This window comes from Allorhizocola rhizosphaerae, from assembly GCF_003426775.1.
Taxonomy (GTDB): Bacteria; Actinomycetota; Actinomycetes; order Mycobacteriales; family Micromonosporaceae; genus Allorhizocola; species Allorhizocola rhizosphaerae.
Map to the genome: position 1 here is coordinate 1 of NZ_QJUG01000131.1, position 23,594 is coordinate 23,594.

A 23,594-nucleotide genomic window follows, 5' to 3' on the forward strand; every position below is an offset into this window, starting at 1 on the left:
TGACACACCGTCCAACATGGACTTGAGTTCATGATCAACCAGGAAGAGGGTGGGGAGGGGTTGGTTACAGGGGGAGGTGGGGGGTCCAGAGGAGGCTGAAGGCGCCGGCGAGCAGGGTCAAGAGCAGGGCCGCCGCGGCGAACCAGCGCGTGAGGTCGACCGGAACCTCGCGCATGCCGAGCGAGGATCCCATGTCGCGGTAGACCCGCTTGAGTTCCTCGGCCGACGCGGCCTCGTAGAAGTAGCCGCCCGTGCGCTCGGCCAGATCGGCAAGCGCCTGCCGATCCACCGGGACGCGCTGCAACTGCCCCGAGATGTCGACGACCCCCTGGTCCGTCCCGAACGCCACCGTGGACACCGGCACGCCCGCCTCGGCCGCGGCCGCCGCGGCGTCTTCGACCGGCCGGCCGAACGTCCGATACCCATCGGAAAGTAAGAGAATCCTCGCGGGCGGTGGCTCCTGGCCGGTATCGGATGGCACCGACCGGATGGCATCCAGCGCAGTGAACACCGCCTCGCCGGTGGCGGTCGCCTCGGCGAGTTCAAGGCTGCCGATGGCTTCGATGGCGGCGGGCCGGTCCTTGGTTGGCGGCACGAGCACTTGAGCTGTGCGCGCGAATGAGACGAGTCCGACGTTGTAGCTGCGGGGTAGGTCGTTGATGAAGTGCTTGGCCGCCTCTTGCGCGGCCTGAAGGCGCGTGGGCGCGACGTCCGCCGCCTGCATCGACAGCGACACGTCGATGGCGAGGATGACCGTTGCCCGCTCGGACGGCACCTGCATCTGCGCCGACGGCTTGGCTAGGCCGGCCGCGAGAGCGACGAGCCCGGCGAGGAAGGTCCCGGCGGCAAGGTAGCGGCGCCAGCCGATTCCTTTGGGGGCCAAGGTTTTCAGTAGGTCGAGGTTGCTGAAACGGATGGCGGTTGCGGCACGCCTGCGCTGGCGCCAGACGTATGCGGCGGCGAGGACCAGCACGGGCGTGAGGGCAAGGAACCAGGCGGGTTCAAGGAAGTAGATCACGCCTACCTCCGAAGCCGATGCCGGTGTCGTTGGGCGGCAACGTATCTCACGAGATCCAGCAGCCAGTCGGAGTCGGTGCGCAGGAGTATCCGGTGGGCTCCCGCGTCGCGGATCGCGCGTTCGATGGTTGCCCGCTGAGCCGTCGCTTCAACAGCGTAGGCGTCGCGCATGCGCCCGCTCGTGCGGATTCCGTGTGTCTGGCCCGACTCGGGATCGACCAACTCCAGCACACCGACATCGGGGAGCTCCAGCTCGCGCGGGTCCACGATCTCGATGGCCAGCACATCGTGGCGGGCGGCGAGCCTGCGCAGCGGCCACGCCCACTGTTCGGGCGGGTCGAGGAAGTCGGAGATGACCACTGCGAGGCCACGCCGGCGTACCGGCCGGTGCAGTGCGTTGATGAGGCCGGAAAGACGCGCCGTGCCACGCTCTTGAGAGATCGCCTTGAGCAGGGCCTGGGCGGCGAGGCGGCCGCCCCGCGCAGGCCGGACCTTGAGATCACCGAACACCGCCCCGGCTCGGTTGCCGCCGCGCACCGTGAGATGGATGATCGCGGCGGACGCGGCCAGGGCGAGATCCCGCTTGAGCATGCGCGCCGTGCCGAAGTCGAGCGAGGGCGACAGATCCACGGCAAGCCACGTTTCGAGCTCGCGGTCGGCGACCGTCAGGCGTACGTGCGGGACCGTGGTGCGGGCGGTCACGGGCCAGTCCATGCGACGGACGTCGTCGCCCGGCACGTACTCCCGCGACTCCCCCGCCTCGCTGCCCGAGCCCGGAAGCAGGCCCAGATAATCGCCCTGCAGCAGGCCGTCGAGCCTGCGGCTCACGAGCAGATGCAGGCGGTTCAGGATCGCGTGTGGAGCGGTCATGCGGACTGTCGTGGTGCGACGGTCGGAAGCGGGACGCCGACAAGGATTCGATCGAGGATTTCATCAGGGGGTACCTCGTCAGCGAGCGCGTCATAGGTGAGCACCAGCCGGTGGCGCAACACATCGGGCGCGATGTCCTGCACATCCTGTGGGAGGGCGTAGTCACGCCCACGCAGCAGCGCGAGAGCGCGCACGGCGCGCACCAGGCCCAGGGAGGCGCGCGGGCTCGCTCCGTACTGGATGAGGCGCGCCAGGTCGGGCATGTCGTGCGCGGCGGGTTCACGGGTGGCCAGCACCAGCCGCACCGCGTAGTCGATCAGTGCATTGTGGACGAACACCTGGTCGGCCCGCTGCTGCAGTCCGGTCAGTTGGACCGGATCGAGGATGGGTTCCGGGTGGGGCGGGTCGACGCCCATGCGGTGCACGATCTCCCGCTCCTCGGCTCCGGACGGGTACCCAATGATGATTTTGAGCAAGAATCGGTCGCGTTGCGCCTCGGGCAGCGGGTAGACGCCCTCCTGCTCGATCGGGTTCTGCGTGGCCATCACGAGAAACGGGTCGGGCACGGTATGGGTCTTGCCGCCCAACGACACCTGCCGCTCGGCCATCACCTCCAGCAGCGCCGACTGGACCTTCGCGGGGGCGCGGTTGATCTCGTCGGCGAGCAGGAAGTTGACGAACACCGGGCCCAGTTCGACGTCGAACTGCTCACTGCCTGGGCGATAGATGCGCGTGCCCACGATGTCGGCCGGCACGAGATCGGGTGTGAACTGGATCCGAGCGAACGTGCCGCCAGCCACCGTTGCCACCGATTGCACGGCCAAGGTCTTGGCGACCCCCGGCACGCCCTCCAACAGACAGTGACCGCGCGCGAGCAGGGCCACGAACATCCGCTCCACCAGGCGATCCTGGCCCACGATGACCTTCTTGACCTCGAAGATCGCGCGTTCGAGCAGCGTCGCGTCGATGGCCGGGCTCGGCGACTGCTCCACCACTTGCGACACCGGGCACCTCCACAGCGGACGGTCGGAGTGGATTGTCGACCTTCAGCCTGGCATAGTGCATCCGCAAATGGGCTGATTCTCCAGGTTTGCCGAGCGGCAAATGATTACACAGTGCAACGACACGGTCGCAGAAAATCAACCGAATGGATGGCCCGCCCCCCTTCCATCTTGGGCCGGACGCTGGTTAATATTTCCGCGTTGCCGGGCGGCTTCCCCCGTGGCCGCCCGGCACGCCAGCCGCGGTGGCTGCTCGCCGCTCTTCGATCGGCTTCGCCGAGGCTCGCGATATCTCCTCCGGGGCCGAGCCCCGGACACCCCACGATCGATGGCCGTTCGCCGCGGACACCTTCCGGTGGCTGCTCGCCGCTCTTCGATCGGCTTCGCCGAGGCTCGCGATATCTCCTCCGGGGCCGAGCCCCGGACACCCCACGATCGATGGCCGTTCGCCGCGGACACCTTCCGGTGGCTGCTCGTCGCGAGGGAAGTCCCGTGCAAAGGTCCGCACGACATCAGCTGTGGGAAAGCTCGTTTGATCGGGCGGGCTTTACCGGTTCCTTACCTGAAAGTCGGCCGAAAATTATCGGACGGCCTAAGATCGTGCGCGTGAACGCGTTGATCTGCTCGAGCAAGGGGTGCCGCGAACCGGCGAAGTGGCAACTGCGCTGGAACAATCCCAAGCTGCACGAGCCCGAGCGGCGCAAGACGTGGCTCGCATGCGACCAACATCGCGAGCGGCTCTCCGAGTTCCTGGATACGCGAGGATTCCTCCGCGAGACCGAACCGGTTGTGTGATCCCATACAGTTGCCTTTGTGGAGTCACAGTCGCTCAACGCCCTCGACCCTTGGCCGCAAACGGTGCAGTGGCGTCCGGTCTCACCCAAGATGATCACGGTGGAGCTGGTCGAACGTGCAATCTGGACCGTCATTCTCCTCGCCATCACGGGCACTCTCTGGCTGATTTTCAGCTCGGCCTGGGTTCTCGTCGCGGGCGGTGCGCTGATCGTGGGCACCGTCGGCGGGACCTACTTCTCCATCCAAGCGATCCGTTCGTATGGCTACGCCGAGCGGGAGCGGGACCTGCTCGTGCGGCATGGACGGCTGATCCGGCGGCTGTCGATCGTGCCGTACGGGAGGATGCAGTTCGTCGATGTCACGGCGGGCCCGCTGGAGCGGGCGTTCGGCCTGGCCACCGTGCGGCTGCACACCGCGGCGGCCGCGAGCGACGCGACCATCCCGGGACTTGAGCCCGACGAGGCGACACGGCTGCGTGACCGGCTGGCCGCGCTCGGCGAAGACCGCGGTGAAGGGCTATGAACAAGTTTCACCCGCTCAGCCCGGTGCTGAAGGGGTTCCGGCTGCTGGTGCTTGCCGTGATCGCGATCTCGTGGCGCGGGTTGGAGCAACTGCAGCTGGAAGGCTGGCTGGCCACCGTCGCGGGGTTGCTCGTCGTGCTGTTGGCCTACTCGTTTATCGCGTGGCGCTTCTCCGGGTACGAGATCGTCGGTCGGGAATTGCGCATCCACGAGGGTGTGCTGTCACGGCGGGTGCGCACTGTGCCGCTGGAGCGGCTGCAGGCCATTGAGGTGATCCAGCCGTTTCAGGCGCGTGTTTTCGGGCTCGCCGAGCTGAAGCTCGATGTCGCGGGCGCGGAGAAGTCTGAGGCCCCGCTGTCGTTTGTGCCGCTGGAGCGGGCGCGGGAGCTGAGGGCGCAGCTGCTCATGCTGTCTGGCGGCGCGCAGGAGGTCTTGGACGAGCACGAGGAGGAGCTGTTCCGGGTCAAAAACAACGACGTGGTCGTGAGCCAGTTCCTCACGCCGCCGGTCATGTTCACTCCCCTGGCCGTGCTCTATGTGATCGGCCAGGTGGTGTTCAACCAGGATTTCGGCTTCTTCGCGATCGCGTCGATGCTCAGCGCCCTGTTCGCCACGCTCGTGGCACCGGTGTTGCGCATGCTCAACTTCTGGCACTTCCGCCTCGCCCGCACCGCGGACGGCAAACTGCGCATCCGCCACGGGCAGCTGACCGCGCGGAGCCAGACCGTGCCCGTGCACCGGGTGCAGGCGCTGACGGTCACCTGGCCCCTGCTGTGGCGCATGAAGGGCTGGCTGCGGATCAGCCTGGCCGTGGCCGGGCAGGGCGCGGGCACCCCCGAGGGCGGCGGGCAGAAGGCCGAGACCGACCGGCTGCTGCCGGTGGCGACGCTCGATACGGCGCGCGCGATCGTCCCGCATGTCCTGCCCAGCGTCGATCTGGCGGCCCTGCCCATGACGCCCGTGCCGCGCAGCGCGCGCTGGCTCGCTCCCCTGCGGGTCAGGGTGCTCGCCGCGGGCCTGACCGAGCGGGTGTTCGCCGCGGTCGACGGGTTCGCGACCCGCACGCTCACGCTGGTGCCATATGAGCGGATCCAGAGCGTGCGAATCACGCAGGGGCCGTGGCAGCGCCGGCTGGGCCTGGCGAGCGTGCACGCCGACGTCGCGGGCGGCACGCCGGTGACCGCCTCCCACAGGTCGCTGCCCGAGGCCTACCAGTGGATCGACGAGCTTGCGCGCCGCTCCGACGAGGCGAGGGCATCCCGGGGTTAACGAAGGGCCCCAAGGTGAAGTACCGTTGTGCGCCATGAGCGTCTCGCAGCGGCTGAAGAACCGTTTCCGTCGATTCCTTGAGCGGCCCGGCACCACGGTTGACCTGGAGCCATTCAGCAAATTGCTGCCCGAGATCGAGGCGCGCGGCGAGGAGCTGTCCACTCTGGACGATGCCGAGCTCACCGCGGCCGCGAGCGAGGCGAGCGAGTTGGTCGAGATCTGCGCGGTGGGGCGCGAGGCAGCCTGGCGCGCGCTCGGCGAGCGGCCCTACGACGTGCAGCTCCTGGGCATCCTCGCGCTGCTGCACAACACGGTCGCCGAGATGGCCACGGGCGAGGGCAAGACGCTGGCCGCGTGCATCGCCGCGTTCGGCCACGTGCGGCGCGGCAATGGGCCCGTGCACGTGCTGACCGTCAACGACTATCTGGCCAAGCGCGACGCCGAGTGGATGGAGCCGGTCTACACCATGCTCGGCCTGTCCGTCGGCTATGTCACGGGCGCCTCGACGCCCGACGAGCGGCGCGCGGCGTACAGCAAAGACATCACCTACGCATCGGTCAGCGAGGCCGGTTTCGACTTCCTGCGCGACCAGCTGATCACCGATGTGGCGCAGCGGATCCAGCCGGAGCTGCGGACCGCGATCGTCGATGAGGTCGACTCGATTCTGATCGATGAGGCTACGGTACCGATGGTGCTCGCCGGCATGATCCCTAACGAGCAGGATCCGGTCCACCTCGCGGCCGGGCTGGTCAAGAACCTGCGCCCGCGGGTCCACTACGAGGTCGCCGAGGATGGGCGGAGCGTCGCGTTGACCGACCGCGGCGTGAAGTCGCTGGAGGCCAAGCTCGGCGTGGATCTCTACGACGCCGAGCAGGTCGGGCAGCTGTCCACGCTGCACGTGGCCCTGCACGCGCACGCCCTGCTCGACCGCGACGTGGACTACATCGTGCGCAACGGCAAGGTGGAGCTGGTCGACGAGATGCGCGGCCGGGTCGCCCAGCGCCGGCGCTGGCCCGACGGGCTGCACGCGGCGGTCGAGGCCAAGGAGGGGCTCGACGCGTCGGCCGAGGGCGAGGTGCTCGGCACGATCACCGTGCAGGGGTTCATCGCGCTCTACAACGCCATCGCGGGCATGACGGCCACGGCCGTGCACGTCGGCGACGAGCTCCGCGAATACTTCAAGCTCGAGGTCGCGGTCATCCCGCCGAACACGCCGTGCGTCCGCGTCGATGAGCCGGACCGCATCTACGCCACCCGCGCCGAGCGCGACGAGGCGCTGATCGAAGAGATCAAGAAGTTCCACGAGACGGGCCGGCCCATCCTGATCGGCACCCTCGACATCAGCGAGTCGCAAAACCTGGCCGAGGGCCTGCGCGCCGCGGGCGTCGAGTGCGCCGTGCTCAACGCGAAAAACGACGCCGAAGAGGCGGCGATCATCGCCGAGGCCGGCAAGTTCGGCGCGGTCACGGTCTCCACGCAGATGGCCGGGCGCGGTGTCGACATCCGGCTCGGCGGCAGCGATCAGTCCGACCGCGAGCGGGTGGCCGAGCTCGGCGGGCTCTATGTCATCGGCAGCGGGCGGCACAACAGCCGCCGCGTCGACGACCAGCTGCGCGGGCGGGCCGGGCGGCAGGGCGACCCCGGTGGGTCGATCTTCTACGTGAGCATCGAGGACGAGCTGATCAAGCATCACGCGGCCGACTCGATCCCGCCGTGGCCGCGGATGAAGTTCGGCGGGCTGGTTGACGACGAGCGGGTCACGGCCGCCGTCGAGCACGCGCAGAAGGTCGCCGAGGGCGTGCACTACGAGCTGCACCGCAACACCTGGCGCTACAGCGTGGTCATCGAGCAGCAGCGGCAGGCGCTCGCCGAGCGCCGGGAGCGGCTCCTGACCACCGATGTCGCAGCCAAGATGCTGCTGGCTCGGGTGCCCGACAAGGCGAAGGCGTTCGTGGAGGGCCGGCTCGATGAGTGGGCCGAGGCGAAGCGAGCCGCGGAGCTCGACGCACTCGAAGGCAAGGCCGAGCTTGAGGACTCGGCTGAGCTCGATGAGTCCGCAGAGCCGGGCGAGAAGGCCGAGCTCGACGGGCAGGAGTCGCCAGCCGAGATCGAACAATCCGAGATCGACGAGGCCGAGATCGAAGAGGCCGAGCTTGACGAGTCGGCAGAGGTTTCCGAGGTCGACGAGCAGGCGGCGCGGGAGAAGCGCGAGGCGCGGCTGGTCGAGATCGGCCGGTCCATCGCCCTGTGGCACCTCGACCGGCTCTGGGCCGAGCACCTGGCGGAGCTGTCCGAGGTGCGCGAGGGCATCCACCTGCGGGCGCTGGGCCGGGTCGACCCGCTCGACGAGTTCCACCGCGCGGCCGTGCCGGCGTTCAACAAGCTGATCCCCGAGATCGAGGAGCGCACGGTCGCCACGTTCGAGGAGCTCGACCTGGAGGAGGAATTCACGCCGGAGCGGGCCGAGCTGGTGCGCCCGAGCGCGACCTGGACCTACCTGGTGACCGACAACCCGTTTGGGTCCGAATTGGACCGCCTCGTGTCGGTGTTCAAGCGCACCAAGCGATAACGCACTCGGAGATGACCACACAGACCATGGCGCTTCGCCCGCTGCGGTTCCAGGATTGGGAAGCGGTGCATGAGTGGGCACGGCTGGAGGAGGCATGCCGATTCCAGCCGTGGGGCCCGGACACGCCCGAGGAGACCCGGTCGTTCGTCAGGGGCGCGGTCGCGGCGTGGGACGACGGGCGTTACGTGCACGCGGCCGAGATCGACGGGTTCGTGAAGGGGATCGGCGAGCTGCGCCTGGGCCCGCACATGCAGGGAGAGATCGCTTACGGCGTGCACCCCGAGCTGTGGGGCCGGGGTGTGGGCACGGGCATCGCGCGTGAACTGCTGCGCATCGGGTTCGACGAGCTGAAGCTGCACCGGATCTGGGGGACCTGCGATCCGCGCAACGTCGCGTCCGGCCGGGTCATGCAGAAGCTCGGCATGACATGTGAGGGCCGGATGCGGCACAACCTGTTGATCCGGGACGGCTGGCGAGACTCCGATCTCTACGCCATCCTCGACCACGAATGGGTTGCCGCCGCATCCGGTGTGACTCAGTTAGACGCCACTGACTGACGTGATCCAGGAGCGGTTGGCCGGGACGCTGCCATACCACTGCCGGGTGGAGCCGTCAGCGGTCGAGGCCACGCCGACCTGCAGGCCGTTGTACGTTTGCGGTCCGCCCGAGTCGCCGCGCCACGCGTTTCCGTTGATCCGCGTGCTGGCGATGGCGGGCCCACCGTAGTAGTCCGTTGCGCTGGTGGAGGTGACCCGCACGGTGGCTGTCTTGAGCACGGTGGACGCGCTGCAGCCCGAGTAGCACGTCATGCCCCAGCCGTAGATGTTGTTGGTGCTGTTGATCGGCGGGTTCGCGCTGGCAAGGCGCATGTAGGTGGTGCTGATCGAGCGGTCGAGGCGCAGCAGGGCGAGGTCGTAGCGGGTCGAGTAGCTCACGACGTTGGCCACGACGCCGCCGGAGGTGCGGTTCACGCTGCCGACGCGCACGGACATGCTCGAACTGGTGCAGTGCCGGGCGGTCAGCACCCACTGGGCCGCGATGATGGTCCCAGAGCAGGTGAAGGAACCGCTGCGGAACACGGCCGCGGCCCATGGCGCCGAGGACACCGTGCCGCCGCCGATGATGTTCGGTTGGACGTCGGCGGCGGCTGGGGCGGCGTGCACGCCAATGCCCGCGACGGACAGCGCGAGACTGGCGATCACGACTCGTAGTCGCATGGATGCTCCTTTGAAACGGGGGTTGTCGTTCACCGGGGTGTGTGAACAGGAGACATCCATTCATATCTTTAATTATTTAGCAAGAGCCAATTCTTTCGACCCGCCTTCGTGCAACGCTTCGTACACGGTGTCTCGCAATGCGTTAGCCTCGCGGTCGCTGAGCGTGCGCGACGGGTGCCGCAGCACCAGGCGCAACAGCACGTTCTTCTGCCCGGGCCGCATGCCCATGCGGCGATGCGCGGCCTCGGGAAGCCGCTCATACGGCGTTTCGGACAGCACGACCACCTCCTCGATCGCCTCGACATCGAGGGCGCGCAATCGGTCGCCTATCAGCGAGACGTCTATATCACTTGCTATCGCAAGTGACAGGTCCCGGCGCACCGGCGGCATCGACGACACCTCGCGGTAGTGCGACAGGTCCAGCATCTGTGCGGCGACGCGCGGATCGGGGTCGCGCAGCAGCCGGATGTCCGTGATCCCCTTGCGCAGCATCAGCAGGCGGTCCAGCCCGAGGCCCATGGCGAGCCCGCGGGCGGTCGTGGGCAGGCCGGCCTCGGCGAGCACGCGCGGGTGTGCCAGCCCGCATTCTCCAATCTCGACATCGTCGACGTAGATTTCCCTTCCTTCGAGGGTGTACGGATGCACGTTGCGCACTGTTCGCCAGCGACTTTCGGGCAGCACGGCCCGTACCGCCATGTCGATCATTTGCTCAAGCGACGGGACGTCCCCATGCGGGTTGACCCACCACAGGTCCATCTGGTGCGGGTTGCCCACGTGCTGCCGGTCGATGACGTCGCGCCGGTAACACATCCCGGGCACGGCCAGCACGACCTCGTCGCGTACCCGATGAAGCAGATAAGGAACGCGGGCCGTGGTGTGCGAGCGCAGCATCAGGCCGTCGCCCAGGTAGTGGCTGTAGCGCCGCTCCCGCGTCACGGCGTCGGGCGGATAGAGCAGGCGGTCGTAGTTGTCGGCGACGCTGACCACGGCCGGCCCACCATCGCGGACAACGGGGACGGGCCAAGGCGCGCACAGCGCATCGACGATCAGCTGGAGGGCGTGCGGACCGGCGGCCGGGTCGGTCAGATCACGTAGGTGTCGCATGACGAGCTCCTTGAGAACGAGCGCACGAAAAAGCCCCCGGCCGGCCGAGGGCTACACGAAGCGTCCGTCAAGAAGCAGCGCGATCAACCCACGGCAAGCCGAGGGCAGTCAAATCGCGCGCTGGATGTAGACATGCATCCACTGTAGCCGAGAATTACTCCGTTCAGGCGAAGCCGTGATCTTGCGCGGGTCGGCTCGGCCGCGCAGCGGTCCGAGGCGACGCGCTGCGGAAACAAACTCCGTTCAGGCGAAGCCGTGATCTTGCGCGGGTCGGCTCGGCCGCGCAGCGGTCCGAGGCGACGCGCTGCGGTAAGAACGAGTGGCGCCGATCCACCAGGCAGGAGAAGGAGGATCGGCGCCCCGGCAAACACTTTGGCCCACGATCAACATGTCCGGCAAGGCGTTCGGACAAGTCCGAACACTTCCGAACGGGGCGTTCGTTAGGCTTGGCCACATGAGCGAGGGCTTGCCCCGAGCGAGTCAATGGCCGGGGCTCCCAGAGCACAGCGGAGGAAGCAAATGACTGTCGATCTCAGTCCCGGCCTGGGCGCGAAGGTGGAGCTGGTCGTGTCCGACGCCGATACGGCGCAGGCGCTGGGCTCCGGGGATGTGCCCGTGCTCGCGACCCCGCGGGTGGTCGCGCTCGCCGAGGCCGCGACCGTCGCCGCCACGACCCGGACCCTCGCATCAGGCCAGACCACCGTGGGTGTGCGGGTCGAACTGGACCACAAGGCGGCGACCCCGGTGGGGCGACGCGTGGTCGCCGAGGCCGTGCTGTCCGGAGTGGACGGGCGCACGCTCACGTTCGACGTGGTCGTGCGCGACGGGGAGGTCGTGGCGGCGCAGGGCACGGTGACCCGGGTGCTGGTTGACCGGCAGAGGTTCGTGGACAAGGCGCTGGGTTCATGAAATTCGACGAGATCGCCGACGGGGTGTTCCTGCTCGCCCACCCCGTGTTCAAGGTGAACTGCGTGCTGGTCACGGGTGCCGACCGGGCGATGCTCATCGACACGCTGTCCACCGACGAGCAGGCCCGCTCATTGCGGGACGCCGCAGCGAGCGTCACGGCGAAGCCGCTCACGCTCGTCAACACGCACTTCCACTTCGACCACACCTTCGGCAACCAGACCCTGGCACAGGGCGATATCTGGGGCCATCCCGATTGCGCCCGCGAACTCACCGAGCGCGGCGAGCACTGGAAAAGGGTCTGGCAGGACGAAATCGAAGACCAGGAGCTGGCGCTCGCGGTCGGCGCCGTGACGATAGTGCCCCCGAACCGCTTGGTGGACAAGCAGGCCTCAGTCGATCTCGGCGGGCGCACAGCGTTCATCAGCCACCACGGGCGCGGCCACACCGACGGCGACATCGTGGTGCGCGTCGACGACGTCCTGATCGCCGGCGACCTGGTCGAGCAGGGCGCACCGCCCGCGTTCGACGACGCCTACCCGCTGGAGTGGCCGGACACCCTGACGGCTCTCATGCACACCCCCGCGCGGATTGTCGTCCCCGGGCACGGCAAGCCCGTCGACATGGCCTTCGTCGAGCAGCAGCACGCCGATCTGACCAGATTGGACTGGCTGATCCGCGACGGGCACCGCGATGCCGCGCCCACGGAGCGGGTCGCGGCGGCGAGCCCGTTCGTGCAGGCGTTCGGCGAGGACGGCCTGTATCAGTCGCTGCTGGCCGTGAAGCGAGGCTACGCCCAGCTCGACGGGGCCTGACCCGCACCACGGCATCGCCGGGGTGCCGATGATCACTTCGGAAGGCCATCCTCGCCGTAGAGCAGGTCACCATGATCAATAGTTCTTGCGAGTCGGCGATCAGCGGCAGCCGACCAGCCTAGATGATGGGCTCCGTCGCTTCCTCCAGCCGCCAGCCCGACGGCGGCTTGGTGAGCAGGGCCGAGGCGTTGCGCGGGATGCCGGGGTCGAGCGTCTTGGCCACGAAGATGGCGTGCCACACGCAGAACACCAGCACGGTCCAGATTTTGCGTGAGTTGTCCGCCCGGCCCGCCTTGTGATCGCGCAGCAGTCCCTCCACATAGGACAGGTCGAGCAGGTCGCGGGCGCCGGAGTTGTGCAGGATGTCGCGCGCCCACTGGTACATCTCGCCGGCGAGCCAGACCCGCGTCGGCACGGGGAACCCGAGCTTGGGCCGGTTGACGATGGCCGGCGGCACCACCTGGGCCATGGCCTGGCGCATGGCCCACTTGGTGGTACGCGATCCGGGCGGCACCTTGAGCGCCTGCGGCAGTTTGGACGCGACCGCCCACACGTCGCGGTCCAGGAACGGCACGCGCAACTCCAGCGAGTGGGCCATCGACATGCGGTCGGCCTTGACCAGGATGTCGCCGCGCAGCCACGTGCTCATGTCGACGTACTGCATCTTGGTCACGTCGTCGAGCCCGTCCGCGGTCGCCTCGGCATACAGCGGGCGCGTGATGTCGGTGTATCGAGCGGCCCCCGCGTTGCGCTTGAGCAACCGGCGCAGCTCGTCGTCGTTGGCGAAGATGCGCGCGTTGCCGCTGAAGCGTTCCTCGATGGGGGTCGTGCCGCGCTCCAGGAAGCTCTTTCCCTTGACGCCGTTGGGGATCACGCGCGACATGGCCCGCAGCCCGCGCTGCATCGGATCGGGCAGCCTGGTCAGGTGACGCAGCGAAAGCGGCTCGCGATAGATCAGGTACCCGCCGAAGAATTCGTCCGCCCCCTCGCCGGACAGCACGACGGTGACATGCTCGGCAGCTTTCTGAGCCACGAAGTAAAGCGGCACCAGCGAGGGATCCGCGACCGGGTCGTCGAGGTGCCAGACAATGCGCGGCAGCGCCTCCATCATGTCGTAGGCATTGACTTTGGTGGGTATCGTGGTCACGTCCAGGTGGCGGGCCGACTCCTGCGCGATGTCCACTTCGGAGTACCCCGCGTTGTCGAAGCCCACGGTGAACGTGAGGATCTCGGGGTTGAACTCGCGGGCCAGCGCGACGACGGAGGTCGAGTCGATGCCGCTCGATAAGAACGCGCCCACCGGCACGTCCGAGCGCATGTGCAGGCGCACGCTCTCGCGCAGGGTCTCCTTGATCTCATGGAAGATGCGTTGATGGTCGTCCATGGGCATGGGGTGGAACACCGGCCGGAAGTAGCGCCTGATCTCCAGCTCGTTTGAAGGTGCCCACGTCAGGCACTCCCCGGCCCCGATCCGCTTGATCCCGCGGTGCAGCGTGTGCGGCTCGGGCACGTACTGAAAAGTCAGCAGATGGGAAAGCTGCACCGGGTCCACCTCCCCGGACGCGAACGGCAGCAGGGCCTTCTTCTCGCTGGCCAGGAACAGCCCGTCGGCCGTCTGCAGATAGTGCATGGGTTTGATGCCGAACGGGTCGCGTGCCCCGAACGCCCGGCGCTCCTGCCGGTCCCAGATCACAAACGCGAACATGCCGCGCAGCCGGTCGAGCACCTGCTCGCCCCAGTGGTGGTAGCCCGCGACCACGACCTCGGCGTCGCCATTGGTGACGAAGATCGCGTTGTGCTTGCGGCGCAGCTCCTCGCGCAGCTCCAGGTAGTTGTAGATCTCGCCGTTGAACGTGAGCAGGTATCGGTCGTCCAGGTACGGCAGCGGCTCCTTGGACAGCTCCACATCGATGATCGAGAGCCTTTTATGAGCAAAAATCACATCATTGTCCACTATTTGCAGGCCGGTGTCGTCAGGCCCCCGATGATGCAGCAGCTCAAGTGCGTCCGCCATGGGCGCGCGGAAGGAATCCACGGCGCCATGCCCGCTGAAGTAGGCCAAAATACCGCACACGTGGCATCCTCCCATAATTCGCCTCACGATAAGCTCGTACGTAAAACGGCGGAGGAGTCATCGTGGTTGCAGACGGTAAAGAAAAAGACGGTACGGAGTCGCACGACCCGATGTATCCGGAAAAGTTTCTCGAGTTCATGCGCACCGGCTGGCGCGACACCGAGCTCGTGACGGCGCAGGTGACCGGTGCGCCCAACTTCGCCAAGCGCCGCGCCACCCTCGCGGCAGCGTTCCCCGGCGAGACGCTCGTCATCCCCAGCGGGCGCGAGATGGTCCGGGCCAACGACACCGGATTCCCCTTCCGGCCCGGCAGCGACTTCTTCTACCTGACCGGCGAGCACGACCCGGAGAGTGTGCTGATCCTGCGCTCCGACGGCTCGGCCGTGCTCTACGTGCGGCCGCGCTCGCCCCGCGACACCGACGAGTTCTTCAAGGACCGGATGTATGGCGAGCTCTGGATCGGCCGCCGGCACACCCTCGCCGAAAAGACCGCCGAGCTGGGTGTCGAGACCGCCAACCTGGCCGACCTCCCGCTCGACGAGCTGGCCCCGGCGCGCACGCGCGTGCTGCGCGGCCTCGACCCGCACGTCGACAGGCGGGTGCGCCAGACCGACCCGGGCCGCGACGCCGAGCTGGCTTGGTTCATCTCCGAAATGAAGCTCGTCAAGGACGAGTGGGAGATCGCGCAGCTGCAGGACGCCATCGACGCCACCGTGCGCGGGTTCGAAGACGTGGCCCGCGTCCTGCCCGCCGACCGGCCGGTGTCCGAGCGGCTCATCGAGGGCGTGTTCGGGCTGCGGGCGCGGCACGACGGCAACGGCCTCGGCTACAGCTCCATCGTCGGCGCCGGCTCGCACGCCACGATCCTGCACTGGATCCGCAACGACGGGCGCACGACACCGGGCGAGCTGCTCCTGGCCGACATGGGCGTCGAGGGTCACCACCTCTACACGGCCGACGTGACCCGCACCTTGCCCGTGTCGGGAACCTTCACGCCGCTGCAACGCCAGGTCTACGACATCGTGTACCGGTCGCAGGAGGCCGGCATGGAGGCGATCAAGCCGGGCGCGAAGTTCTCCGACGTGCACCTGGTGTGCATGCGCGTGCTCGCCGAGGGCCTGCACGACATGGGCATCCTGCCGGTCAGCGTGGACGAGGCGATGGAGAAGGACTCGATGCTCTACCGGCGGTGGACGCTGCACGGGTTCGGCCACATGCTGGGCATCGACGTGCACGACTGCGCCAACGCGCGGCAGGAGAAATACAAGGATGGCGAGCTCGCCGAGGGATACGTCCTGACCAACGAGCCGGGGCTTTACTTCCAGCCCGAGGACGATTTGGTACCGGAGGAGCTTCGCGGCATCGGCGTGAGAATCGAAGACGACGTCCTGGTCACGGCCACCGGCTGCAAGAACCTCTCCGACGGCCTCCCCCGCCACCCCGACGACGTCGAGCGCTGGCTCGCCGAGCAACGCGAAGCCGGCCCCCGCCTACCCGGCTGAGTCCAGCTTGGGCTTGAGCCCGCTCCTTCACGGAGCGGGCTCTGGCTGTTTCGGGCGGCTTGGCGATCAAAACCTGGCCGCCGGAGTCGGGGCCCGCCCCCGCACCGGGCGGGCATAATTCATACGCGGGTGGATGATCGGCCGCTCATGATGGCTGCCGTCACCCCCACGCCGGCGGCCGCGAGCACGATCTGGATGAGGATTTCGGTCCAGTCCACGCCCTCGGTGTCGGCCAGGCCGAGCTGGCGGGCGAAGAACGTCCCGATCAGTGCCGCCGCGATGCCGATCACGACGGTCAGCCAGATGGGGATGCTCTGCCGTCCGGGCAGGACCAGGCGGCCGAGCACGCCGATGATGGCTCCAATGAGGATTGCCGAGATCACGCCGGTTGCGGTCACGGTTGGCCCTCCAATCTGGAGTAGTGATTAGTCCGTAGACTGCCCGCCCTCGATACCGACTAAACCTTGCAGGAGGATGCCGCTAACACGTCATCGCTTGCAAGCTCTTGCGGAAACATTTCAGCAATCGTATGTTGCGGGCATGCTCCTCAACGGACTCCTCTCATTGGTGTTGATCGCTATCCCGACGGCGGTCGCAGAGCAGCCGAGTGCGGCGGGCCGGCCCGCGCCCCGGACGGTCGAGCAGTTCTACTTCCTGCTGCCCGATCGCTTCGCCAACGGGGACCCGGCCAATGATCGCGGCGGCTATCCGGGCGGCCGGGACAGCCACGGGCACGATCCCGCGGACAAGGGGTTCTACCACGGCGGAGACCTGCGCGGTGTGATCGACCGGCTCGACTACATCCAGGGCCTGGGCACGACCGCGATCTGGCTCGCGCCGGTGTTCAAGAACCGTCCCGTGCAGGGGGATTCGGCGGGCTACCACGGGTACTGGATCACCGACTTCACGCAGGTCGACCCGCACTTCGGGACCAAGGACGACCTCAAGCGCCTGGTGCGTGAGGCACACCGGCGGGGCATGAAGATCTACCTCGACGCGATCGTGAACCACACCGCCGACGTGATCTCCTACGCCGAGGGCGGCAGCCGGCCGTATGCGGACACGAAGACGAGCCCATACACCGACACGCAGGGCCGCAAGTTCGACGACGCGAACCATGCCGATGGGGCGCAAAGGTTTCCGGAGGTTGACGGCAACGCGGGGCCGTACACGCCCGTGGTCCCCTCCGGGGCAAAGGTGCCCGAGTGGCTGAACGACCCGAGCATGTACCACAACCGGGGCGAGTCCACGTTTTCCGGCGAGAGCAGCACGCACGGCGACTTCGCGGGGCTCGACGACCTGTGGACCGAGCGTCCCGAGGTGGTCCGTGGCATGACGAAGATCTACAAGGACTGGATCGTCGAGACCGGCGTGGACGGGTTCCGCCTGGACACGGCCAAACACGTGAACATGGAATTCTGGCCCCAGTTCGTGGACGGGATCGGGCGCGGCTTCCCGATGTTCGGGGAGGTGTTCTCGTCCGACCCGGCGGTCGCTTCGGCATATGTGCGCCAGGGGCAGCTGCCCGCGACGCTCGACTTCGGTTTTCAAGCGGCGGCAACGAGTTTCGTGAACGGCGGCTCGGCGCAGGCATTGGCGGACCTGTATGCGGCCGATCCGATGTACACGGCACGTGACGTGAACTCCAACGGGCTGCCCACGTTCCTGGGCAACCACGACATGGGGCGGATCGGCACGTTCACCCGCAGCCTGGAGAAGTCGCGGCTCGCGCATGAGCTGATGTTCCTGACCCGTGGCCAGCCCGTGATCTACGCGGGCGACGAACAAGGGTTCACCGGCGATGGCGGCGACAGGGACGCACGCCAATCCCTATTCGCCAGCCAAGTGCCGTCCTATCTAGACGATGATCTTCTTGGTACCGAGCGGACGCACGCGCAAGACAACTTCGACCCCGGCCATCCGCTGTATCGAGCCATCGCCGAGCTGGGCAGGCTACGCAAGGAGCATGCGGCCCTGCGCGACGGCATCCAGGTCACCAAGCACGTGGGCGACGGCGTGTTCGCGTTCTCCCGCATCGGGCCGGACCGAGTCGAATATGTGGTGGCCGTCAACGCGTCGACCACGGCGAAGGCCGTGCCCGTGAGCGGGGCCTATCACCGGATCTACGGCTCGGGCACGCTCGACGCCGTCCCGCCGCAGTCGGCCGTGGTGTTCCGGGCCGACCGTCCACTCCCGACCGGCGGCGCGCCGACCATCGCGCTCGATGCGCAGCAGGGCAAGGTGATGGCAACCGTGGGCGGGGGCGACCCGACCGCGACGGTGCGCTTCGAGGCTCAGGTGGGCGACGGGCCGTGGCGCGTGCTCGGCACGGCCACGCATGCTCCCTATGAGGTGAGACATGACCTGGTCGGGCTTGCTGGACGCACGCCGGTGCGCTACCGCGCGACCGTGCGCGATACCGAAGGGCGCACGGCGACCGATACCGCGCGGATCGCGGTGGAGTCGCCGCCGGAGCAGGCGCAGCGCGAGCACGTGTTGGTGCACTATCACCGGCCCGACGGCGACTACGCCAACTGGCGGCTGTACACGTGGGGCGACACCGATCCGTCGATGAACCTGCCGTGGCCGCAGGGACAACCGTTCGCGGGCGTTGACGCGTTCGGCGCCTTCGCCTGGGTGCGCGTCAAGCCGGGCGCGGGCTCTGTCGGGTACCTCATCGTGGATCAAAATGGTGTCAAAGACGTTCCACTGGACCGTTTTGTCAATCCGGGCGCGACCTTTGAGGTGTGGCACCGGCAGGGCGTCGCCGAACCGGTGCCACCGCCGACCGTCCAACAACCACCATCCAACGTGGCCATCCTGCACTATCGGCGGGCGGACGGAAACTACACGGGCTGGGGCCTGCACCTGTGGGACGGCAACGCCAACCCGGTGGAGTGGAACAATCCCATGCTGCCCACGGGAATCGACTCGTATGGCGCCTATTGGCACGTGCCGCTGGTGCCCGGCGCGTCTGGAGTGAGCTACATCGTGCATCGCGGCGACGAGAAGGACCTGCCAAGCGACCAAAGGCTGGACTTCGCCACATTTGGGCGCGAGGCATGGATCCTGTCTGGAAGGCAGGCCTTCCTCAGACCCGAGGTGCCACAGGCCCAACGCGACATCGACATCACCAAGCCGCGGGCGCACTGGGTTTCACGCTCCACTTTGCTCTGGGACAAGGCACAGACCGACGGCAAGGTCTATGAGCTCGTGGTCGCGCCGGATGGCGGCCTGTCCATAGCAGACGGTGAGCTGGTCGGAAACTATCGCACGATCGGGCTCAACGCGTCGGTCCTATCCGAGGCCCACCGGCAGAAGTTCCCGCATCTTTGGGCATACAAGGCATTCGAGGTCGCGTCGAGCGACGTGAAACAGGCGCTGCGTGGGCAGCTTGTGGTGACCGAGCGAAGGCATGACGGCACCCTGCTTTCGGCGACCGGCGTGCAGATCCCGGGCGTGCTCGACGATGTCTACTCCCCCGCCACGCGGGCACAACTCGGGCCGGTGTTCGACCGTGGGCGGGTGTCCCTGTCGGTATGGGCGCCGACAGCGAAATCAGTCCAGCTGGAACTGGACGGCTCGCTGGTGACCATGCGGCGCGACGACAACACGGGTGTGTGGAGCGCGAACGGACCGTCCACATGGGAGGGCAAGCGGTACCGGTTCGTGGTGGCGCACTACCAGCGCACGTCCATCGTGACCGACCCGTATTCGGTGGCGCTCACCCCGAACTCGACCCACAGTGTCGCTGCCAAACTCGTTGCTTCCAGGCCATTGGCGTTCAGCGGGCGCCCGCAAATCTACGAGCTGTCCGTGCGCGACTTTTCCATCGCGCAGGGGCGGGGTACGTATGACGCGTTCGTGGATGGCGCCGGCGTGGCGCACCTGCGAAAGCTGGCGTCCGCTGGAGTCACGCATGTGCACCTGTTGCCGGTGTTCGATTTCGCGACCATCCCGGAAGTGCGCGCGGATCAGGCCGTGCCCGCGTGCGATATGGCTTCGTTCCCACCCGATTCGCCGCGCCAGCAGGAGTGTGTGGGAGCCGTCAGGGACCGCGACGGGTACAACTGGGGCTACGATCCGTTGCACTACACCGTGCCCGAGGGTGGATATGCGCTCGACCCGAACGGGACGGCACGCAACGCTTCGTTCAAGGCGATGGTGGACGCATTGCACGCCAATGGATTGCGCGTCGTGCTCGACGTCGTCTACAACCACACGTCCTCACCGTCCCCATTGGACCCGATTGTGCCCGGCTACTATCACCGGCTCTCGCTCGACGGGGCCATCGAGACGTCGACGTGCTGCCTCAACACCGCACCCGAGCACGCGATGATGGGCAAGCTCGTGGTGGATTCGGTGGTGACGTGGGCCCACGCTTACGGCATCGACGGGTTCCGGTTCGATCTGATGGGCCACCATCCGAAGTCCAACATGCTGGCCGTGCGCGCCGCGCTGGACAAGCTGCCGGGCGGGAAGGACATCCTGCTCTACGGCGAGGGCTGGAACTTCGGCGAGGTCGCCGACAACGCCCGCTTCGTGCAGGCCACACAGCTCAGCATGGCCGGCACGGGGATCGGCACGTTCAACGACCGGTTGCGCGACGCGGTCAAGGGCGGGGGCCCGTTTGACACCAACCCACGGCGGCAGGGGTTCGCCTCGGGCCTGTTCACCGACCCGAACGGCGACCCGGTGAACGGGAGCGCGGCCGAACAGCTGGCCCGGCTCCTGCACCATCAGGACCAGATCAAGGTGGGGCTGGTGGGCAACCTCGCCGGATACTCGTTTGTGGACAGTTCAGGGCGGCGTGTGACCGGAGCCGATGTCGACTACAACGGCGCGCCTGCGGGATACACGAAAACACCGTCGGAAGCGGTGACCTATGTGGACGCCCACGACAACGAGATCCTGTTCGACGCGCTGGCCTACAAGCTGCCACCGGGAACATCCGATATAGATCGTGCGCGGATGCAGGTGCTGGCGCTCGCGACCGCCGTGCTGAGCCAGGGCACGGGCTTTGTGACGGGAGGCTCGGACATCATGCGCTCCAAGTCGCTGGACAAGAACTCGTACGACTCCGGTGACTGGTTCAACGCGATCCAGTGGGATTGCCGGGCGGGCAACGGTTTCGGGCGTGGGCTGCCGCCCGCGTGGGACAACGAGGCGCGCTGGCCCTATGCCCGCCCGCTGCTGGCCGATCCCGCGCTTGTCCCGTCGTGCGAGGCGATCACGCTCGCCTCGGCGCGGTTCCAGGAGTTGCTGCGCGTGCGCAACTCGTCTCGTCTGTTCAGTTTGGACAGTCTGGAGGAGGTGCAGCGCAGCGTTTCGTTTGTGGGCAACACGCCAGGGGTCATCACGATGGTGCTCAGCGACAGGCAGGAGACGATCGTGGTGGTGTTCAACGCCACGCCCTCGCAGATCACGCAATCCGTGCCTCGTGCGGATCTGCGTTTGGTCCCGTCGGTTGACCCGGCTATGGCTGGGGCGTCCTACCGGGACGGCATGGTGACGGTACCGGGAAGGACGGTGGCGGTGTTCACGTCAACTTAGGTTGACGATGACCGCGGCTGTCAACTACGGTTGACGCATGACCACGACACTGATCGCTGTCGCTCCCCCGCCGCCACCGCGGCCCGGCCGCTCCCGGCATCGGCTCCTGCTGGCGTGCGGCCTGGTGGCTGGCCCGCTCTTCGTGGCGGCGTTCGCGCTCCATGGCGCGTTCCGGGAGGGATACGACCCGCTGCGCCACCCGGTCAGCTCGCTCGCGTTCGGCCCGTGGGGCTGGGTCCAGGTGGCGAACTTCATCGTCTCGGGTTTACTCACGCTGGCGTTCGCGGTCGGGCTGCGCCGCGCATCGGGCCTGTGGCTGGGCCCACTGCTCGTCGCTGTCTGGGGCGTCGGGCTGATCGGCGCGGGCGCGTTCATCACCGACCCGGTCAGCGGGTACCCACCGGGGACCCCGCCGATCGCCGCCGAGCCCACCTGGCACGGCTTCCTGCACGCAGCTGACGACCTGGCCGCTCGGGACCAGCCGCTGTTGACGTAGTGCCACGACGCGACCGGTGAACGGACCGATCAACCTCGATCCCGGCACCCTCGCCGCCCGAGTCGCCGCCGAGGGTGTCACCCGGGCCCTTTAGAGAACGTCGTGGCCCGGGTGTGGGTCGGCCGGGATGGTGCCCAGCCGGCCCGCGCGGAAGTCCTCGTATGCCTGCACGAGCTCCTCACGCGTGTTCATCACGAACGGGCCGTACGCCGCGACCGGCTCGCGGATCGGCTGCCCGCCCAGGATGAGCACGTCCATGTCGTGCTTCGGGTCCGCCTGCACGGTGATGGCCTCACCCGAGCCGAACACGGCGAGCTGGCCCAGCTTGACCGGACGCTGGTCCGCGCCAACCGAGCCGTTTCCGGCAAGCGTGTAGACGAGCGCGTTGAAATCCGGCCGCCACGGCACGCGCAGCTGCGCACCGGCGGTGAGCGTGGCGTGCACCAGCGAGATGGGCGTGTGCGTGATGCCGGGGCCCGGATGCCCCGCGATGTCTCCGGCGATCACGCGCAGCAGGGCCCCGCCGTCGGCCGAGCTCAGGAGGGCCACCTGGCCGGCGCGGATGTCCTGGTACCGAGGAGAGGTCATTTTCATCTTGGCGGGGAGATTGACCCACAGCTGGAAGCCATGGAAGAGACCACCCGAGATGACCAGTTCCTCCGGCGGTGTCTCGATATGGAGCAGGCCGCTGCCGGCCGTCATCCACTGCGTGTCGCCGTTGGTGATGAGCCCGCCACCGCCGTGCGAATCCCGGTGCTGGAAGGTTCCGTCGATCATGTAGGTCACGGTCTCGAACCCGCGATGCGGGTGCCACGGCGTCCCTTTGGGCTCGCCTGCTCCGTAATCGACCTCGCCCATCTGATCCATGTGGATGAACGGGTCGAGCGTGCGCAGGTCAACGCCCGCGAACGCGCGTCGCACGGGAAAGCCCTCTCCCTCGAACCCGGAAGGCGCGGTGGTCACCGAGACGACCGGGCGGTCGGCCGCGGCCTCACCAGGCGCCTCGACACGCGGAAGGACCAGCGGGTTGTCGACTGTCACAGCAGGCATGAAGCCATCATAGTTGAAATCTCAACAAACGACCACTGTTCCGCGAAGTGACACAGATGCAGGTAGCTAGATGTTTCTCTCCAGTAACATTCCGGCCGAACGGCTGTGGTCGAGAGCGGCCACGCGACGCAGACTGGGGGCTTATGTCCGGCCGCCACCGCACAAGCAGACGCAGAAGAAGCCCGCTGCCAGCCATCACGCTGGCGGTAGTGGTGTTTCTGGGCGTAAGTATCGGCATATTTGCGATATACCGCCTCGCCAGCCAGCCGGGATGCACCGGGCAGACACAGCTCAAGGTCGCCGTGACGCCGGAACTCGCACCGGCGGTCAAACAGACGGCGCAGGCCGTCACCGAGCGGCGCGCCAAATCCGAGGGCACGTGCTTCGCGTTCGACGTGACCGCCGCCGACTCGGCCGACATCGCCGCCGCGGTCGCCGCGCAGCAGGGCAAGGCACTGGCCGGGGTCGGCCAGCCGAGCGGCGATATTCAGGTTCCTGACGTTTGGGTACCGGACTCGGCCACCTGGCTCGCCCGAGTCCAGCAGGCCGCCTCGGGTACCGCCCTTCCCGAGGCGGCGTCGATCGCGCGCAGCCCGGTCGTCGTGGCGATGCCCGAGCCGGTCGCGGCCACGCTGGGCTGGCCCAACACCAAACTGACCTGGCAGGCGCTGCTCCAGCAGGTCACCACAAACTCGAAGCTGCACATCGGCACGGCCGAGCCCACCCGCGACGCGGCAGCGCTGTCCGGGCTGCTCGCACTCGGCGCGGCGGCGAGCGGGTCACCCAACGGGCAGGCCGCCGCGACCGCCGCGCTGCGCACGCTGGCCTCCGGGCG

19 protein-coding genes are annotated in these 23,594 nt (G+C 67.7%); 11 read left to right on the forward strand and 8 right to left on the reverse strand.

Features of this window, described 5'->3' with window-relative positions; translation table 11 throughout:
• Positions 1 to 64 precede the first annotated feature (64 nt).
• Genes DM816_RS25700 through DM816_RS25710 form a run of 3 tightly spaced genes read right to left on the reverse strand, consistent with a single transcriptional unit; the run spans position 65 to position 2,891 of the window.
• Complete coding sequence (locus tag DM816_RS25700) at positions 65 to 1,018, reverse strand: VWA domain-containing protein (protein WP_117212971.1); 954 nt, start codon at positions 1,016 to 1,018, stop codon at positions 65 to 67.
• Positions 1,019 to 1,020: 2 nt separating this feature from the next.
• On the reverse strand, positions 1,021 to 1,887 hold the full coding sequence (locus DM816_RS25705) for a DUF58 domain-containing protein (RefSeq protein ID WP_117212972.1): 867 nt from the start codon (positions 1,885 to 1,887) through the stop codon (positions 1,021 to 1,023).
• The gene (locus tag DM816_RS25710; protein ID WP_246002231.1) at positions 1,884 to 2,891 is read right to left on the reverse strand and encodes an AAA family ATPase; all 1,008 of its coding nucleotides are present in this window, start codon (positions 2,889 to 2,891) and stop codon (positions 1,884 to 1,886) included. The genes DM816_RS25705 and DM816_RS25710 overlap by 4 nt, the downstream gene beginning before the upstream one ends.
• Positions 2,892 to 3,494: 603 nt before the next feature.
• Here DM816_RS25710 and DM816_RS25715 point away from each other — a divergent pair.
• From DM816_RS25715 to DM816_RS25735, 5 genes are read left to right on the forward strand one after another with little or no spacing between them, the layout of a single operon-like run.
• Positions 3,495 to 3,683, forward strand: coding sequence for an acetone carboxylase (locus DM816_RS25715; RefSeq protein ID WP_425455276.1), 189 nt, complete (start codon positions 3,495 to 3,497; stop codon positions 3,681 to 3,683).
• 18 nt (positions 3,684 to 3,701) lie between these two features.
• Positions 3,702 to 4,205 (forward strand): PH domain-containing protein, encoded by a 504-nt coding sequence (locus tag DM816_RS25720; protein ID WP_246002233.1) that lies wholly within the window; start codon positions 3,702 to 3,704, stop codon positions 4,203 to 4,205.
• On the forward strand, positions 4,202 to 5,473 hold the full coding sequence (locus DM816_RS25725; protein ID WP_117212974.1) for a PH domain-containing protein: 1,272 nt from the start codon (positions 4,202 to 4,204) through the stop codon (positions 5,471 to 5,473). Before DM816_RS25720 ends, DM816_RS25725 begins: the two co-directional genes overlap by 4 nt.
• A 34-nt stretch (positions 5,474 to 5,507) precedes the next feature.
• Positions 5,508 to 8,042, forward strand: a complete 2,535-nt coding sequence (secA2, locus tag DM816_RS25730; protein ID WP_117212975.1) for an accessory Sec system translocase SecA2 — start codon at positions 5,508 to 5,510, stop codon at positions 8,040 to 8,042.
• Positions 8,043 to 8,053: 11 nt separating this feature from the next.
• The gene (locus tag DM816_RS25735; RefSeq protein WP_170318872.1) at positions 8,054 to 8,599 is read left to right on the forward strand and encodes a GNAT family N-acetyltransferase; all 546 of its coding nucleotides are present in this window, start codon (positions 8,054 to 8,056) and stop codon (positions 8,597 to 8,599) included.
• Here DM816_RS25735 and DM816_RS25740 read toward each other — a convergent pair.
• Together DM816_RS25740 and srmL are read right to left on the reverse strand one after the other, a co-directional pair.
• Positions 8,582 to 9,259: a S1 family peptidase gene (locus DM816_RS25740; protein ID WP_117212988.1), complete on the reverse strand. Its 678-nt coding sequence runs from the start codon at positions 9,257 to 9,259 to the stop codon at positions 8,582 to 8,584. The two genes, DM816_RS25735 and DM816_RS25740, sit on opposite strands and share 18 nt — an antisense overlap.
• Before the next feature lie 72 nt (positions 9,260 to 9,331).
• Positions 9,332 to 10,363 (reverse strand): PheS-related mystery ligase SrmL, encoded by a 1,032-nt coding sequence (gene srmL, locus DM816_RS25745; RefSeq protein ID WP_117212976.1) that lies wholly within the window; start codon positions 10,361 to 10,363, stop codon positions 9,332 to 9,334.
• A 519-nt stretch (positions 10,364 to 10,882) separates the two neighbouring features.
• Between srmL and DM816_RS25750 the strand changes: the two genes are divergently transcribed.
• Together DM816_RS25750 and DM816_RS25755 are read left to right on the forward strand one after the other, a co-directional pair.
• The gene (locus DM816_RS25750; RefSeq protein WP_117212977.1) at positions 10,883 to 11,272 is read left to right on the forward strand and encodes a thioesterase family protein; all 390 of its coding nucleotides are present in this window, start codon (positions 10,883 to 10,885) and stop codon (positions 11,270 to 11,272) included.
• Positions 11,269 to 12,084, forward strand: coding sequence for an MBL fold metallo-hydrolase (locus tag DM816_RS25755; RefSeq protein ID WP_117212978.1), 816 nt, complete (start codon positions 11,269 to 11,271; stop codon positions 12,082 to 12,084). The genes DM816_RS25750 and DM816_RS25755 overlap by 4 nt, the downstream gene beginning before the upstream one ends.
• Before the next feature lie 118 nt (positions 12,085 to 12,202).
• On the opposite strand, the gene asnB is transcribed toward DM816_RS25755, so the two are convergent.
• Positions 12,203 to 14,158: an asparagine synthase (glutamine-hydrolyzing) gene (gene asnB / locus DM816_RS25760; protein ID WP_117212979.1), complete on the reverse strand. Its 1,956-nt coding sequence runs from the start codon at positions 14,156 to 14,158 to the stop codon at positions 12,203 to 12,205.
• A gap of 110 nt (positions 14,159 to 14,268) precedes the next feature.
• On the opposite strand from asnB, the gene DM816_RS25765 reads away from it, so the two are divergent.
• Positions 14,269 to 15,660, forward strand: a complete 1,392-nt coding sequence (locus tag DM816_RS25765; RefSeq protein WP_117212980.1) for an aminopeptidase P family protein — start codon at positions 14,269 to 14,271, stop codon at positions 15,658 to 15,660.
• 119 nt (positions 15,661 to 15,779) lie between these two features.
• On the opposite strand, the gene DM816_RS25770 is transcribed toward DM816_RS25765, so the two are convergent.
• Complete coding sequence (locus DM816_RS25770; RefSeq protein ID WP_117212981.1) at positions 15,780 to 16,058, reverse strand: GlsB/YeaQ/YmgE family stress response membrane protein; 279 nt, start codon at positions 16,056 to 16,058, stop codon at positions 15,780 to 15,782.
• A gap of 142 nt (positions 16,059 to 16,200) precedes the next feature.
• Here DM816_RS25770 and pulA point away from each other — a divergent pair, with 142 nt between their 5' ends.
• Together pulA and DM816_RS25780 are read left to right on the forward strand one after the other, a co-directional pair.
• Positions 16,201 to 21,213: a pullulanase-type alpha-1,6-glucosidase gene (pulA, locus tag DM816_RS25775; RefSeq protein WP_117212982.1), complete on the forward strand. Its 5,013-nt coding sequence runs from the start codon at positions 16,201 to 16,203 to the stop codon at positions 21,211 to 21,213.
• A 37-nt stretch (positions 21,214 to 21,250) separates the two neighbouring features.
• Positions 21,251 to 21,709 (forward strand): DUF998 domain-containing protein, encoded by a 459-nt coding sequence (locus tag DM816_RS25780; protein WP_117212983.1) that lies wholly within the window; start codon positions 21,251 to 21,253, stop codon positions 21,707 to 21,709.
• 90 nt (positions 21,710 to 21,799) lie between these two features.
• Here DM816_RS25780 and DM816_RS25785 read toward each other — a convergent pair whose 3' ends face one another.
• Positions 21,800 to 22,759, reverse strand: coding sequence for a pirin family protein (locus DM816_RS25785; RefSeq protein ID WP_117212984.1), 960 nt, complete (start codon positions 22,757 to 22,759; stop codon positions 21,800 to 21,802).
• Between the two features lie 209 nt (positions 22,760 to 22,968).
• On the opposite strand from DM816_RS25785, the gene DM816_RS25790 reads away from it, so the two are divergent.
• A partial coding sequence (locus DM816_RS25790) for a substrate-binding domain-containing protein (RefSeq protein WP_246002235.1) occupies positions 22,969 to 23,594 on the forward strand: 626 nt, incomplete at its 3' end.